Origin of the sequence: Lutimonas saemankumensis, from assembly GCF_020171465.1 — a bacterium.
GTDB lineage: Bacteria > Bacteroidota > Bacteroidia > Flavobacteriales > Flavobacteriaceae > Lutimonas > Lutimonas saemankumensis.
Genome location: NZ_JAIUZR010000003.1, coordinates 684007 through 700509, shown reverse-complemented (window position 1 = coordinate 700509; position 16503 = coordinate 684007). Strand labels below are relative to the sequence as shown.

General features: G+C 39.9%; 8 protein-coding genes. 7 read left to right on the top strand and 1 reads right to left on the bottom strand.

Annotated elements, in window-relative coordinates:
• Window positions 1-26: 26 nt before the first annotated feature.
• Window positions 27-1682 (top strand): alpha-glucan family phosphorylase, encoded by a 1656-nt coding sequence (gene glgP / locus LCM02_RS04580; RefSeq protein WP_224927146.1) that lies wholly within the window; start codon window positions 27-29, stop codon window positions 1680-1682.
• 561 nt (window positions 1683-2243) lie between these two features.
• Window positions 2244-3122, top strand: a complete 879-nt coding sequence (locus LCM02_RS04575) for a helix-turn-helix domain-containing protein (protein WP_224927145.1) — start codon at window positions 2244-2246, stop codon at window positions 3120-3122.
• 146 nt (window positions 3123-3268) lie between these two features.
• Here LCM02_RS04575 and LCM02_RS04570 read toward each other — a convergent pair whose 3' ends face one another.
• On the bottom strand, window positions 3269-7354 hold the full coding sequence (locus LCM02_RS04570) for a hybrid sensor histidine kinase/response regulator transcription factor (RefSeq protein WP_224927144.1): 4086 nt from the start codon (window positions 7352-7354) through the stop codon (window positions 3269-3271).
• A 195-nt stretch (window positions 7355-7549) separates the two neighbouring features.
• Here LCM02_RS04570 and LCM02_RS04565 point away from each other — a divergent pair, with 195 nt between their 5' ends.
• The 5 genes from LCM02_RS04565 (at window position 7550) to LCM02_RS04545 (ending at window position 16495) form a co-directional block, all read left to right on the top strand.
• Complete coding sequence (locus LCM02_RS04565; protein ID WP_224927143.1) at window positions 7550-8932, top strand: DUF4625 domain-containing protein; 1383 nt, start codon at window positions 7550-7552, stop codon at window positions 8930-8932.
• Window positions 8933-9044: 112 nt separating this feature from the next.
• Window positions 9045-12071 (top strand): SusC/RagA family TonB-linked outer membrane protein, encoded by a 3027-nt coding sequence (locus LCM02_RS04560; RefSeq protein ID WP_224927142.1) that lies wholly within the window; start codon window positions 9045-9047, stop codon window positions 12069-12071.
• 19 nt (window positions 12072-12090) lie between these two features.
• Window positions 12091-13596, top strand: a complete 1506-nt coding sequence (locus tag LCM02_RS04555) for a RagB/SusD family nutrient uptake outer membrane protein (RefSeq protein WP_224927141.1) — start codon at window positions 12091-12093, stop codon at window positions 13594-13596.
• Between the two features lie 24 nt (window positions 13597-13620).
• Complete coding sequence (locus LCM02_RS04550; RefSeq protein ID WP_224927140.1) at window positions 13621-15216, top strand: glycoside hydrolase; 1596 nt, start codon at window positions 13621-13623, stop codon at window positions 15214-15216.
• Between the two features lie 13 nt (window positions 15217-15229).
• The gene (locus LCM02_RS04545) at window positions 15230-16495 is read left to right on the top strand and encodes a serine hydrolase domain-containing protein (RefSeq protein WP_224927139.1); all 1266 of its coding nucleotides are present in this window, start codon (window positions 15230-15232) and stop codon (window positions 16493-16495) included.
• The last annotated feature ends 8 nt before the right edge of the window (window positions 16496-16503 follow it).

Sequence of the window (16503 nt, the reverse complement as noted above, 5' to 3'; positions counted from 1 at the left end):
ACATTTGCTGCTTAATTTTTTAGGACATGGAAACACTAACAAAAAGCAAATACAGTACCTGGTACCACCCGTATAAACCGGCAAAGGAGTATCGGAAAAAAGCAGCCTATTTCAGTATGGAATTTGGTATTGATCAGGCGCTAAAAATATATTCAGGAGGACTGGGATTCCTGGCAGGATCTCATATGAAGTCAGGATTTGAATTAAAGCAGAACATGATCGGAATCGGTATGCTTTGGAAATACGGATATTACGACCAGGGAAGAAATGAGGACCAGACCTTACGAACTGATTTTATTGAAAAAACCTATAATTACCTGGAAGATACCGGAATTGAGGTTGAGGTTCAACTGCATGATAATCCTTGTGTAAAGGTTAGAGCCTATGTGTTAAAACCGGAAATATTCGGTACGGTTCCAATTTATCTGTTAAGTACGGATGTTGAAGGAAATGATCATTTGTCAAGAACGATTACAAACCACTTATACGATGCCAATGAAGTTACGCGTGTATCGCAAAGTATTGTACTTGGAATAGGAGGGGCAAAAGTGGTTGAAGCTCTTGGCGGATCAGACATTTATCACCTGAACGAAGGTCATGCCTTGCCTGCCTTCTACTATTTAAGAGATCAGGGCGTTAAAAAGAACCAGCTTGTCTTTACTACCCATACTCCAGAAAAAGCAGGTAATGAAGAAAGAGACGCGCGTCACTTGAACCGTTGTGGATTCTTTGGCAGACATCTTTCTGAGGAGGAATTGCAAAAAGAATCGGTAAACGGTGGTATGATCAACTATACGGTATCTGCTTTGAGAATGGCTAAAAAAGCCAATGCGGTTTCAAAACTTCACGCCAAGGTGGCCAAGGATATGTGGAAGGATTTTGACAACACCTGCAATATCATTCCGATTACCAATGCTCAGAGCCAGACTTTCTGGCAGGACAAGACCATAAAAAGAACCTGGGAAAGAAAGCAGGTCAAAGCCTATCAGAAGCGTAAAACTGAATTGAAGCAGGAGCTTTTCACAGAAGTAGCGCATCAAACTAATAAAATGTTTGATCCTAATGTCCTCACCTTTGTTTGGGCAAGAAGATTTGCCGGTTATAAAAGAGCTGACTTGTTGCTTCATGATCTTGAAAGGTTTGAGCGTTTGATTTCAAATGAAAAATATCCGGTTCAGATCATTTGGGCAGGAAAGCCTTATCCTTATGATTTTTATGCTATTGACATCTTCAATCATCTGGTAAACTATTCAAAACAAAAATCAAATCTTGCGGTCTTGGTAGGTTATGAAATAGAGCTTTCTAAGAAGTTGAAATTAGGTTCTGATATTTGGTTGAATACCCCAAGAATTACAAGAGAAGCTTCAGGAACAAGTGGTATGACTGCCGCAATGAACGGTTCGGTGAATGTTTCTACCAATGACGGATGGATTCCTGAATTCCAGAAAAATGGCAAGAACTGTTTCGTCCTTCCTGAACTGGATCATAATCTGCCTCACTGGGATCAGGATAAAATGGATGCGGACAATCTATATGACATTTTAGAAAAGAAAGTAATTCCCACGTATTATGATCAGCCTGAAAAATGGCAGGAAATCGTGTTCAAAGGTATTGACGGGGTCATCCCCGAGTTCACGAGCCACAGAATGGCGGATCAGTATTACAAGAAACTGTTTAAGTAACAGCACTTTAATCCATTAAAAAAGTTGGACATCAAGTTTGGTGTCCAACTTTTTTTTTGCTAAAAAAATTAAGGAAACAGCTTTTGTTCAGCTCGACAGATGAAAATATAAAACAAAAAAACCTGACAGAAAGTACCGTCAGGTTAGGTCAGTTTCAAAACTTTTCCCCCGAGTATTTTGAAACGCATATCAAAAGTAATAATAATTATCTATTATGTAACACTTACACAATAAAAATGTTACCAAATTATTAACAAATCGTTAAGCGACTTATAACGTACTGTCTATAAGATTTTTAAGTTTACTCTTTCTTTTTTAAAATTGTAATTTCTAAAAACTTCATAACTTAATTTTCCTGCATTACTGCATCTTTTAGGGCTTAAAATAAAGTCTAAAGAATTACATTTTTTTACGGTCGCTAATTCATCCTCAAAAAATAAGATTGCATCTTGACCGGCCCACGAAATTTTGATCCAGAGTTTGTTCAACCCATCAAGGAGATCTGGTTAAACAAATCCTGACTACTGGATTTTTCATTATTTTTATATCTTTTACAAATACATGAAACAATATTTTTCCATAGGTGAATTACTTATCGATTACCGACAAGACAGAGAAATTTCTCAGCTCGATTTATCTTCATTGATCAATGTGGATGTTCGAACTGTTCAACGTTGGGAAAAGGATATAACCCTGATCAAACCGGATAAGGAAAAGGAGCTGGCCGAGGCCACCCTTCTACCCTACCAGCTTATCCGAAATTTGAATGCATCAATCCCTATTCCGACCTTCTATGATTTCAGGATCAGAAAATATTCACTTACCAGGCTCAATAACGAACTGCCGGATGCAAAGTGGTTAAAAGACAGGGTGAAAGAAATGGCAAAACGTATCAGAACCATTGATGTAGCAACGGATATGGATATTTTGAGAAAGGATCTGATGCTTCAAAAGAATAACAGAGAACCGATCTCCAGATCAGTCTTATCCAGGGCCGTTGAATTATTGCCCATGATGAATCTGATCATTATGGATGACCATAGTAATTATTCAGGACATTGCATCGTCTTGCCGCTCAAGAAAGATGTATACAACAAGTTAAGAGACCGGGAGATGGTTGAGGCCGAAATTCAGGCCACGGACCTTGGCAATTATAAAACCATGGAACATCCGATTTTTTTTAACTATGATATTACGGCTGATTGCAATGACAATATTTACTACCTGGCACATAGTTATCTCGATTTTTTTAAGAATCTTAAGCAAAATTATGAGTTTTGTTCTTTTACAATGCGATACGATTCTTATGAAATAAACAGGCAATTGGGACTGGAACTGGTATGGGAGGATCCTGTCCAAAAAGATGGGTTGGGGCTTGAATATCATCCCAGATTCTACACAGGTAACTTTGACAATTACTTCGCCCAATTCAAATCATAACGGTTTTAAAAAACGAAGCCGATGCGAACACATCGACTTCCGGAAACAAAACTTATACTAATTCAAAATATTTGAAAGATGCCCAAATGTCATTTTTTATTGTTAACTAAAGGTATCCTTCTGATTAAGTTTAGGTCAATATTGGATTAGGAGTCTGCTTTAACAAGTTTCCGTTTTCGATATACCGAAGGCACAACCCCAAATTGTTGTTTAAAACATTTTCTAAAATATTTTAAATCATTGAAACCTACTTCAAAGGCCACCTGAGACACATTCATCTCGCCAAGATCAATTAAACGGGCTGCCTTGTCCAGCCTTACTTTTCTTACAAACTGATTTATGGACATACCGGTAATTGCCTTTACTTTTCGATAAAGCGAAGATCTGCTGAAACCAAGTTCCTGAGCCAGGTCCGGTATCGACTGATCCTTGTCATCAAATTGCTCCAAAATCATTTTCTCTAATTTTATGAGGAACTTATTCTCCAAAGGCTCAGAACCCGTTTCAAAACTCGCATCAAAATTCGAATCAACGGATCCCTGATAATGTTGGATCAGTTTTACTCTATTCGAAAACAGGTTTTGCACTCTGGCCTTTAAAAAAGCAGAATCAAATGGCTTTGTAATATAAGCATCAGCCCCTAAATTCATGCTTTTCAATTGATTCTCACTTTCCAGTTTTGCAGTCAGAAAAATAATGGGAATATGGCTGGTTTGACTTTTATTCTTTAACTCCTCACATAATTCCGTCCCTGATTTATTCGGCATCATGATATCCGAAATGATGAGATCAGGAATATATTTAAGTGCCATGGTGATCCCTTCCTGGCCATCTTTTGCCGTAATAATCTTATATTGATCTGACAGGATATCCGAAACGTACTGAACTACATCCTGATTGTCATCAATTACCAGTATCACCCTGTCGTCATTCGCGATATCCTCAGCATTGGTACGGTAAGGAAGAGATGAACTTTTCAAGAATGGCTTCCTGATGACAAAACGAGTATCTGTTAAAAATTCCACATTGTCCAATTCCTTATAGTGAGTTTTGTTTTTGTGAAGATAAATGTTGAACTCGGCTCCTTTTTTCAATTTACTTTTTACTTCAATCCTGCCTCCATGAAGATCCATCAGTTTTTTGCATAAAGCTAATCCGATACCTGTGCCATCAATAACTTCATCAAGATCATTATGAAAGTAAAGATCAAATATGGAAGATTTAACTTTCTCACTTATTCCGGGCCCTGTATCCTTAACCTGCAGCACGAACCAATCTCCATGATCTTTTATCCTCATTTTGATTGTTCCTCCCTGTGGGGTATATTTAAAGGCATTAGATAACAAGTTGTTGATCACCAACTGTAGTTTCTTGTAATCAAACCATATTTTTGATTCCTTCCAACCTTTAAACTCAAATTTAATATCCTTTTGTTCCGCATAAAATTTAAAATTTGAGTGAATTTCAGAAACAAAATCATGAAAAGAATAATGCCCGATTTCCAGGTGATTGTGTTCTGTCTCTGTTTTTCTGAATTCAAGCATCTTATTGATCAATTCAAGCAAAACATTTGAATTCCTTTTAATCATCTTCAGTTTTTCAAGTTTCGCCTCGCTCTTTTCTGATTGAATCATATCTTTTACGGGGCCCAGAATTAAGGTTAAGGGCGTTCTTAATTCATGCGAAAAACTTGTAAAAAACCGAAACCTTTCCTGATTCAGATCAGATTCCTTTTGACGCAGCTTTTTCTCATAAAACAGAGAATTCCTCAACTTAATCTGGCTGGCATAATACTTTGCAATAAGCACGAGAATAAGAATAAATGCAAAAACATATAATAGTATTGCCGGCCACGTTAACCAGAAAGGAGGTCTGACCCGTATATCGATTTCCCGGATTAAGCCTAATTCACCGGAATCTTCAACAATTCCAACTTGAAATTTATAATCTCCGGGGGGAATATTTCTGTAAACAGCCGAGGTTGACTTTCCAACAAAGTTCCAGTCAGCATCAAAATTATTTAGTTTGTACGCATAGTTAAGTTCCTGAACAACTGGATATTGCAAACCAATATAAGAAAGGGTTATATCATTTTGATCATAAGACAAATCCAAACTATTCGTTTCTGAAATGTTTACCTTTAAAGGGCTTTTAACGGAACTGGTCTCTACGGGAACAGATTCATTGAATAACTTGAAGTCAGTGATCACCATTGTTTTTGGTAAAGGCTTCTTCATGGCGAGTTCAGGGTAAAATATATTCATCCCGTTGATGCCTCCAAAAACAAGATACCCCTCATTTGAATAGAAACCTGAACTATTGTTGAACTGGCCGGCCTGAACTCCACTGCCATTTTTATATTGAACAATATGATTACTGGATTCATCGAGCATATTTATACCATCGTTTGTACTTACCCAAACATTTCCATATGGGTCGGGTACTATGGCCTGAATTGTGTTGTTAGATAAACCGTCATTCTCTGTATACTGCTTTACCGTTCCATGCTTCGGATCGAATTTTAACAATCCCTTATAACGTGTTCCTATCCACAGTATGTCATCAGGATCCATATATAGACTAAATATAATATGACTATTAAAAGCCTGTATTTCAGGATATTCCGTAAGTGTATTTGAAGTTGGGTCAAAAGACAACAGGCCATTTCCAAATGTGGCTAACCACAAAACTCCTTTTCGATCCTCAGTGATGGCCCGGATATCGATCCATCCCACCTCTTGCATAAATTCAAAATTATCGGATTCTTGATTATAAAGTTGCAATCCTCCACCATTTGTTCCGATCCAGATCCTTGCACTGCTATCTTCATATATGACCCGAACATCGTTACTATTGATACTTTCCGGTAAATAACCCGTTTGATAATTCCGGAATCTTTTGGTCCTGGAATCATATTTACTTATCCCTCCGGCATAAGTGCCTAACCATATATTTTGTTTACTGTCTTCCAGTGCGGTCAATATTGCATTATCGCTCAGCGATTGTGTATCATCAGGATCATGTTCAAAATGTTCTATTTCATTTGTTGCCGGGTCAAACAGTACCAAACCGTCTCCGTCAGTACCTGCCCATATCTTACCCCCCTGAGCCTGACAAATACCCCATATACTTTGAGTTTCTGCCTTGCTTTGATGAGTTAACTGAGGATAGTATCGGATTGTTTCCCCGGCAGGTCGCACAATATCAACCCCACCCTGATGGGTGCCAATCCAGATATTACCCTGCAAATCTTCGTACAGGTAACTTACCGTTCGATGATGAACACTTTCATCTGTTCCGTTGGGTGCATATTGATTCCATCTGGTATTTTCCTTATTTGACAAAAGGTCACGTCGGGATGCCTTTACGATTCCGGCATTTCTTGTACCCATCCATAATTCTCCATGGGTATCTTCGTAGATACTCAGAATATCATTGTCAGTCAGATACTTGCTATTTTCTTTGGAAATCCAAGTAAAGCTATCTTCAATGGTATTGTATACACTTAGTCCTTGATCCGTTCCGATCCACAAAAACCCTGAAGGGTCAAGATAGATGTCATTAACCCTCCCGGAAGGAGTTATGGAAGAAGTTCCTACCCCAAAATTCTGAATCGAGCCATCATCGAGATTTATCCTACTTATTCCGCTGTTCCAGGTAGCTACCCAAACCGTATTATCATTCTGAAGTTCAAGATCAGATATAAGAAATGATGCTAATGGGCGGTCACTGTTGGGACTGAAGTTCTTAATAAAGTTTTTACCGTCAAATACGTCTACTCCACCTCCGTATGTGCCAATAAAATAAGTTCCATCATCTCCCTGTATCATTTTTGTGACACTGTTATAGCTTAATCCGTCATCTGTGGAAAAGGTGTCAAATCGTTCAAAAGTGGGGTCATATCTGTTCAATCCCTGATCTGTCATGATCCAAAGGTTGCCTGATGCGTCAAGAAATAAGGATTGTATAAAATTATTCGATATACTATTGTGATTCTTTGAAGATTCCCGGAAGTACTTAAAACTGTTACCATCATAACGGCACAGACCGTCATTGGTTCCAATCCATACAAACCCCAATGAGTCCTGGACTATGGCGTTCACAGTATTATTGGGTAATCCATCTTCTACCCTTAGGGAGTGAAACTTCAGTTTTGCCGGTAATTTTGACTGTCCCTTAGTGGTACCTGGTGTGCAGATAATGGCAAAAATAAACAGTATTAAAATACGCATAGAAATTAAACTAAATGTTCTGGTTGGTTTTCCCTGGTGATCAAATTTATCAATTTTCCGGTCAAAACAAACCTGAATTTACACGATAATCTGATTTGGTCAAAATACCCCTTCTATTTGATCAATTTATACAGTATGTATCCACATTATTGGTTCTACTTTTATCCTAAATTAATTTCAAAATAAGCAAATATCATGATTAGAAAATTATTAACAGGGGGATTACTTAGCCTAGCTATATTCTCTTTCGTCCTCGTTTCATGTAATGACGATGATGATTTTGACAACAGTGTAATTCCGGAATTTCCGGATTTTCCCACAAGTATATCCAGCGCTCCGGGATATGAATTCATTTTTGAGGGTCTCATCACCGACGGAATTGGAATTGAAACCGTAGAAATGCAGTATCCGGCATGGTATCTGGATAAGACAATTGATTTTGAAGAAGCTCCAAAAGAATACCTGTTAAAATATAAATTTCTGGTACCAGAAGAAGAAACTCCTGAAACTTCCCATACCATTAAAGTCTCAGTAACCAATTTGGCCGGAAATAAAATTACACATGATGTGGTGGTTACCCTGGATCTGGATGTAACGGCTCCGGAAATTGAAATCCTGTCACCTGTTCCTGGAACCTCCGTGGCTAAAGGTGATAATGTAGCACTTCAAATTAATGTCACTGATGACAAGTCCCTTGATTCTATCATCGTATTTAATGAGGCATTCGGCATTGACATGAAGCTTAAGATGGAGTCCGGAACCACTAACTATCAAATAGATGAATCCTTTGATGTACCTGCTGATGCCGTGGAAGGAACGCAAATTGTTTCTGTTAGGGCTGTCGACAAAGAAGGAAACCAAACTTCAGGAAGTTCGGCTGTGATTGTGGGTGAGAAAGATGAAATCAATCAAATGTTTGCCGTAGGAGGATCCATGTGGTGGGAATGGGACGTAAGCAAGAGCACCAAAATGTGGAAAGATCCTGAAAATGAAGACTGGTTCGTTTTAGAATTTTATTACTGGACCGGATATGGAATCAAGTTCGTGGGCCAGCTAGACTGGGCACCAAATAACTGGGGACTTGATCCAAACGATGAAACCAAGATGATCAATTCTGAAGACAGTAAGGAAATTAATTTCCCAGACGGTGATGGATATTACAGGGTTAAATTCAACCCATATACATTGGAATACACCTATGAAAAGATGACAGTAGATGTGGACGTCAAAAGTGAAATGTATATTGTTGGCAACGGATATCCTGATTATCCAAATCTTGACTGGAATCCGGATGGAGCAATTAAAATGGACGCCGATCCTTGGGGTAATCCTTATGTTTTCACTGCATGGATTCAAATATCTGATGATACGAGCATGAAATTTATAGGTCAAAACGACGGATGGTCTCCTTATGACTGTGGATTTGAAGAAGGCGGTGAAATGCAGTTCCCGATCAATTACGCTAAAAATAAAGTTGGGGACGGAAGTGCTGACCTTAAGTTCAAGGGACAAGCTGGCTGGTACTATATCAACTTCGATTATTTCCTATTGCGCACCACTATTCATTATTATGAATAATACGAGCTGCTGTAAAATTCAACGGTCTGAGAGTGCTTTGAGTGTTCAAAGCCTTTCAGACTAATGGATACAGTTTCAGAATCTAACCTATTTGAATTAAAATTTTTCATTAATGAAAGCAATTAAACATATTGTAATGGCATCCCTGATGCTATTCACAAGCCTGGCCTTGGCTCAGGAAAAACAGATATCCGGAACGGTCACCTTCAACGGAGAACCCATACCCGGGGTATCAGTACTTATTAAGAACACCTCAGTTGGAACAGCCTCCGATTTCGATGGAAACTATACGATCACTGCCAGTGAAGGAGATATCCTCGTCTTTTCTTATGTGGGATTCGCCTCCCAGGAAATTCCGGTTGGAACTGATTCCAGAATCGACGTTGGACTCGTTGAAGATTCCCAGGAACTTGAAGAAGTGGTCCTGATCGGATATGGAGCAGTAAAAAAGAAGGACCTCAGTAGTGCGATCTCCACCGTCAAGGGGGAGGAGCTTTCCAAAAGGACCGTTACCAATATTCAGGATGCACTTGCAGGACAGTTACCAGGAGTTCAGGTGCAATCAAGTGGAGGCCAGCCCGGGTCAGAGGGCACAGTAACCATTCGTGGATTATCAACCCTAAATGACAACACCCCGCTTTATGTTGTTGACGATGTTCCACTGGATGATATAAACTTCCTGTTACCTGATGATATAGAAAGTGTTCAGGTACTTAAAGATGCATCTGCATCCGCAATTTTTGGATCCAGGGCCTCAAATGGTGTTATTATCATCAGAACAAAACAAGCCAGAACAGATCGATTTACCGTAAATATAAACGCGAACGGAGGAATTCAGAATGTGGCTAAAAAACCTTCTTTGGCAAATGCAAGCGAATACGGCCGTATTATCAATGCTTCCCTGGAGAATGACGGTAACCTTCCACTCTATCCGAACCCGGAAGAATTGGGTATTGGAACGGATTGGTGGGATGAAGTTACGCAATCGGCACCAATGAGTAATTTTAATGTGAACATTACTTCCGGTTCAGAAACGATGAAGATTTCTACCGGAGCTTCTCACCAATATCAGGATGGAATCATAAAAGGAAGTGATTTTCAAAAATGGAACGTTCGATTGAATACCGAATTTAAGCTGGGAGAAAAAGTCACCATTGGAGAAAACTTTACATTGGCTAATTCTCAAACAACAAACGGTCCTAACCTTGTGTGGGATGTACACCGGCTGGAACCGGTAACGGATCCATTCCTGCCGGATTATGAGCAGGTCGGGCTGAATGAATTCAGCATCTTCTCCCCTACTATTACCGATGTTCCCAATGCCTTGGGTCAGTTGGCAAGATCTTTTAATGATGATAACTATACCCGTGTGGTTGGAAACTTCTTTATCAACTGGGAAATTATTGAAGGACTTTCCTTTAAATCACAGTACAACATCTATTTCAGTTCTTTCGAAAACAACTGGTTTGAGCCGGATTATTATATCGAAGAAACCGATAAAAGAGACGTAAATAAGGTAAGCAGAACGCATAATAACAGGACCAATACTACCTGGAACAATTTAGTTACCTATCAAAAAGATTTTGACAAGCACCATCTTAATGTTATGGGTGGTATAATTGTAGAGTCCAGAGAGCACAGAACACTCTATGGTGAAGGAGAAAATGTACCCAATAATACCCCTTCCCTGCGTTATCTTGACGCAGCAACAGAAGCATTTTTCTCGTCTGGAAACAACGATAAATACAATCTGATTTCTTATCTGGGCAGGGCCTCTTATGATTTTGACAATAAATATCTTGTAACGGCAACGGTTCGTGCCGACGGATCCTCTTTGTTCCCGGAAGAAAACCAATGGGCGGTTTTTCCTTCAATTTCCGCAGGATGGGTAATTTCGAATGAAAGCTTTATGGACGACACCAACTGGATCAACCTCTTAAAGTTAAGAGCCGGTTATGGTCAGATAGGAAATGACAATAGAAATTCACTCCCGAATTCAGCAAAACTTACTACAATAGGAAATGAATTTTACACCTCCGGCGCAGGTCAGAACACCTTGATCGGACAGGCACCGGATAATGTTGGAAATCCTGACCTTTTGTGGGAAACCGTTGAAGATATAAACTTTGGGCTTGACTTGTCATTTTTCAATTCGGAGCTGGGAGTTAACCTTGACGTTTATTCACGTACAACAACAGATATGATCATGGAAAAGAGCATTCCTCTTTATCTGGGAGCTGGCTTTATCTATCAATGGGCCAATGTGGGCAGCTTTAAAACCAATGGGGTCGATCTTGGAATCAACTATCGTCACGATTTTAATGAATTTAAAACCAATTTTATACTGAACCTGACGCACTATAAGGCCAAAGTGACCAATCTGGCTGACGGAGAAGCTATCTGGGACGGGAATCACCAGCGTTTAAACAGCCTTTCTCGTACGGCTGAAGGAATGGCACCCGGTCAATTCTATGGTTATGTAGCTGACGGAATATTCCAAAACAGAACGGAGATCAATAGCCATTCAGATGAATTTGGAAATATTATCCAACCCTTCGCACAACCAGGTGATATGCGGTTTAAGGACCTTAACGGGGATGGACAGTTAACCGACGACGACCGAACTGAAATTGGTAACCCAATTCCCGATTTTACCTTTGGTTTTACCATGAAATTTGAATATAAAGGATTTGATCTAAGCACTTTGTTTACCGGATCCTATGGCGGTGATATGTTGAATGCGGCCAAACCTTACCTGAATTCAGGAGCGGGGAACTACAATTCATATGCCGGTCTGTATGATGCAGCCTGGAACGGTGAGGGAAGCACAAATGTACAACCCAGGCTCTCAAATGATGACCCGAATCAAAACTTCAGATACTCGAGTTATTATATCGAAGACGGCTCATTTATCCGTCTGCGTAACCTGCAGTTTGGATACAGGTTGTCACAAAATACACTTGATAAAATGAACCTCACCAACCTAAGGATCTTCCTGACAGGAGAAAATATCTTTACGGCAACTTCCTTTAGTGGTTTGGACCCTGATATTGGAGGTACAGCAACCCTCCAAGGTGTAGACTGGGGGCACTATCCCCTTCCACGAATATTTAACATAGGTGTAAATATTGCCTTTTAATGAATTAAAATCTAAGAAGATGAAACAGATATCATATAGTTTATTAGCCTTGATTCTATTGCTGAGCGGATGTTCAGATTATATAGACAACGAAGTGACAGGAAAACAAAATCTTGATAGTTTTTATTCTAACTATTCGGAATGTGATGGTGCCATTATAGGTTGTTATTCAACCCTTAGCCCTCAAGACTGGTGGGAAGTAGACTTCTTCTGGCTGGTTGGTGATGCGAGCTCAGATGATGCCTTTAAAGGAAATAACAATGAAGGAGATCAAAGAGATTTTGGAAATCTTGCAGACTTCAATATAACCTCGTCCAATGAGTGGGTTGAATATAAATGGAGGTTTTCATATCAGGGAATTTATCGCTGCAATCTGGCTATAGAGCGAATTCCTGAAGCGCCCATTTTGCAAGAAGAAATTGATGAATTAGTAGCAGAGGCTAAGTTTTTAAGAGCAATTTTTTACTTTGAACTCGTAAAGAACTTTGGGGGAGTTCCTCTATTAACTGAGCCTATTTCAATACAGGAAGCGAATCTCACCAGATCTTCTGCCGAAGAAATCTGGGCACAAATAGAAACTGATCTAAAAGATGCGTCTGATTTTTTGCCTACTAAAAGTCAGATATCTCCTGAAAAACTGGGTCGGGCAACAAAAGGTGCGGCAATTGCTTATCTGGCAAAGGCAAGTCTTTATCAGGAAAAATTCACGGATGCTTATGATTATGCCGAACAAGTTGAAAATCTTGGAGAACACAATCTCAATGATTCCTTTGAAAATGTATGGAGTATCAGCAATCCCAATGGTAATGGATCAATCTTTGAGATCCAGCATTCCTATGATGATATCTATTATTCCGGAAGTGCACTTCCGGTATTGTCACGAAGTCGTGCCGACGGCGGCTGGGGATTCTGCACGCCAAGCAGTCATTTAGATAATTTTATGGGCGAAGATCCCAGGCGTGTACATACGATTATTCGTCACGGAGAATATGTTGATGAAGATCATCCTTCTTATGACACCGATCCTTCTCAGAACATGACGGGAAGAATTAACAGAAAGTATTACCTTTCGTTTGATGAGCGTCCTCCCAAAGATGAGCATGTCCGATCCGGATTGAATCACATCCTGTTTCGTTTTGCAGATTTATTGTTAATGAAGGCCGAAGCCGGTTATCATACCGGTAAAGAAGGTGAAGCTCTGATTGCGGTAAATAAGGTAAGACAACGTGCAGGCGTCTCGGAAATAAATGTTTCGGGGCCGGCCCTACTTCAGGCTATATTCGATGAAAGAAGACTAGAACTTGCCATGGAGGGCCACAGGTATTATGATTTAAAAAGAACAGGCAGGTTACAGGCTGCCATGGAGAACTTCTTAAATTATAACCTGAATGAAAGTACAGATCTTTATGATGCCGGAAACGATGAAGGTAAATATTTTAATGCAAGTATTCATACTTTATTTCCAATTCCTCAAACGGAGATCGATCTTTCGAATGGAGATATTCAGCAAAATCCTGGTTATTAATTCGTGGGAATAAGTTTGTAATCTATGACAAAAACAAGTTTTTTAAGAGCGCGGCTCACCTCCTTCCTTTTAGGGATCTTATTGATCTCATGCGGGGGTAATTCTTCAGAGGAAGAAGAAGGAGGAGGTGGACAGCCTCCTGGTAGTTATCTGGAAGTAGAGATTCTTCCAACGGCCGGATATCAAAATATTCACAGTTTTGGTGCCTCAGATGCCTGGTCTATTCAATTTGTGGGTAAAAATTGGCCCCTGGAAAAAAGAAACAGAATAGCCGACCTCCTTTTTAGCAAGGAGCTTAAATCAGATGGCAGCCCTAAAGGAATCGGCCTGAACAGCTGGCGTTTTAACATTGGTGCCGGAAGTGCCTCACAGGGGGCTCCAAGCGGCATTGATGACGAATGGCGCAGGGCGGAATCTTTTATGACTCAGACGGGCTATGACTGGAATGCTCATGAAGGCCAGCGATGGTTCCTTCAGGCGGCCAAATTAAGAGGAGTTGAATATTTTACAGCCTTCTCTAACAGCCCACCTATCTATTTGACCAAGAATGGCAAGGCACATTCCTCTGGCGGGGCATCTTCTAATCTTGCTGCGGAAAATTACACGTCTTTTGCCCAATTTTTAAAAGACGTTGTTGAAAATGTTCAAAGCAATGACGGGATCCTGTTTGACTATATCTCCCCGTTCAACGAACCTCAATGGGACTGGACCGGTGGCCAGGAAGGAAGTCCCTGGCTCAATGATGAAATTGCTGTTGTCACCAGATTGTTAGATGAAAAATTAAAAGAGTCCTCCCTCAATACTAAAATTGAGATTGCCGAAGCCGGGAAACTGAACTATCTCTATGAGAATGCTGATAAAACAGGACGAGGAGATCAGGTCAGGACTTTCTTTGATCCTGACTCAGATAACTACCTTGGTGACCTTCAACAGCTTGCTCCCAAAATTGCAGGACATAGTTATTACACCACCTACGGAACGAGTAACCTGTTAAACATTAGAAAAAACCTATTTAATGAAATAAACAGCCTGGATCCAACTTTAGAGTTTTGGATGACCGAATACTGTCTTTTGGAAAATAATACTGAAATAAATGGAAACGGCAGGGACCTGGGCATTGATCCTGCTTTGTATCTTGGACGGGTCATATACGGGGATCTGGCTGTGGCCAATGCATCACACTGGAGCTGGTGGTTAGCCGTGAGCCCTTATGATTACAAGGATGGGCTGGTATATATTGATGCGGATAAAAATGATGGAGAAATTTATGATTCCAAAATTCTGTGGGCATTGGGGCATTATTCAAGGTTTATAGAGGAAGGTTATCAACGCGTTGATCTTAAACGATCGGATAATCAATCCCTGGAACAATCCATCAATGGATTATTGATCTCAGCCTACAAGGCACCTGACAGTTCAAAAGTCATTGTAGTCATGGTTAATCAGAGAAGTATAGAAATTCCTGTCAAGGTTAAAATTGAAGGAAAATCATCATACTCGGCAAAGGTGTATCAAACCACGGCTTTAAAAAGTGAAAATCTTAAATTTAAGGGATCATTATCAGAAGAGAATCTATGGAAGGTACCGGCCAGAAGCCTTGTCACGTTCGAAATCCAATAAATCAAATTTCAAAATGAACAGATTTTTTATTATCGGTGGTTTATTGATATTGGTTATTGGGATCAATGCTATTTCCTGCAAGAACAGCAATGCTGAAACACAAGGGGAAGACAATAATATCTCCGCTATTGAGAACAGGATTGATTCTTTGTTTGAAAAAGCTGTTAACGACCAGGAAATTCCGGGCGCCGTGGCACTTGTTAAGCATGATGGAAAAATAATCTTTCATCGTGCCTATGGCTACAAAAACAGAGAACTTGGACATCAACAGGATACAATGGATATCTTCCGTCTGGCTTCAATGACCAAAGGGCTTACCGCTGTTGCGATCCTTCAGTTAAATGAACAAGGGCTCTTAGGGCTGGACGATGATATCGCCAGGTACCTGCCCGAATTCGACGATCTAATGATACTGGATTCCGTATATCAGGATTCTTCCTTTTCAGGACACAGGACAGATTCTCGAATCACAATAAGGCAATTACTGACCCATTCCTCAGGAATAGGTTACGGTTTTCAAAATGAAGAATACAACAAACTGGTTTTACATCATGGAGTGAATGAAGGATTTTGTCAGGACAACAGAACATCACGTGAGAACACCTTAAAGATTGCCTCTCTCCCACTGCTGCAGGAACCTGGAACGGGTTTTATATACAGCTTAAGCTACGATGTGCTTGGAACTCTCATTGAAGTTGTTTCCGGACTCCGTTATGATGAGTATATCATTAAAAATCTTCTTTCCCCCCTCCAAATGAATGATTCCTATTTTATTATTCCTAAAGATAAAAGAAGCCAACTGGTGAGTGTTTACGAGCCTTCTCCAGATGGGAAAAGCCTGCTTCCGGCATCCTATACAGATATTGAATATCCTCTGATGGAAAACAGAGAATTCTATTCAGGAGGCGCTGATCTTTGTGGTACGGCGGAAAATTACACCCACTTTATTCAAATGATCATGAATGGTGGAACTTATCAAGGAAACAGGGTTCTGTCAGAGGATTCCGTAAGGATGATGCTCGCCAAACAAACGCCGTTTGATGACGGTGATGCTGATCAGGGTTTCTCAACCTGGGTCACAAATTCAACAGGTGCTGAAAATGGCTTCATGTCTGAAGGCTCGTTTGGTTTTGGAGGATTTTTTGACACCTATGGATGGGCAGACCCCAATAATAACATGAATGCCATTCTTCTTTTACAGATGTATCCGAATAATCAGGTCGATATACATGGTAAATATCAACATTTAGTATACGAGTTGATCCATCAAATAAATTGAATAAAAAC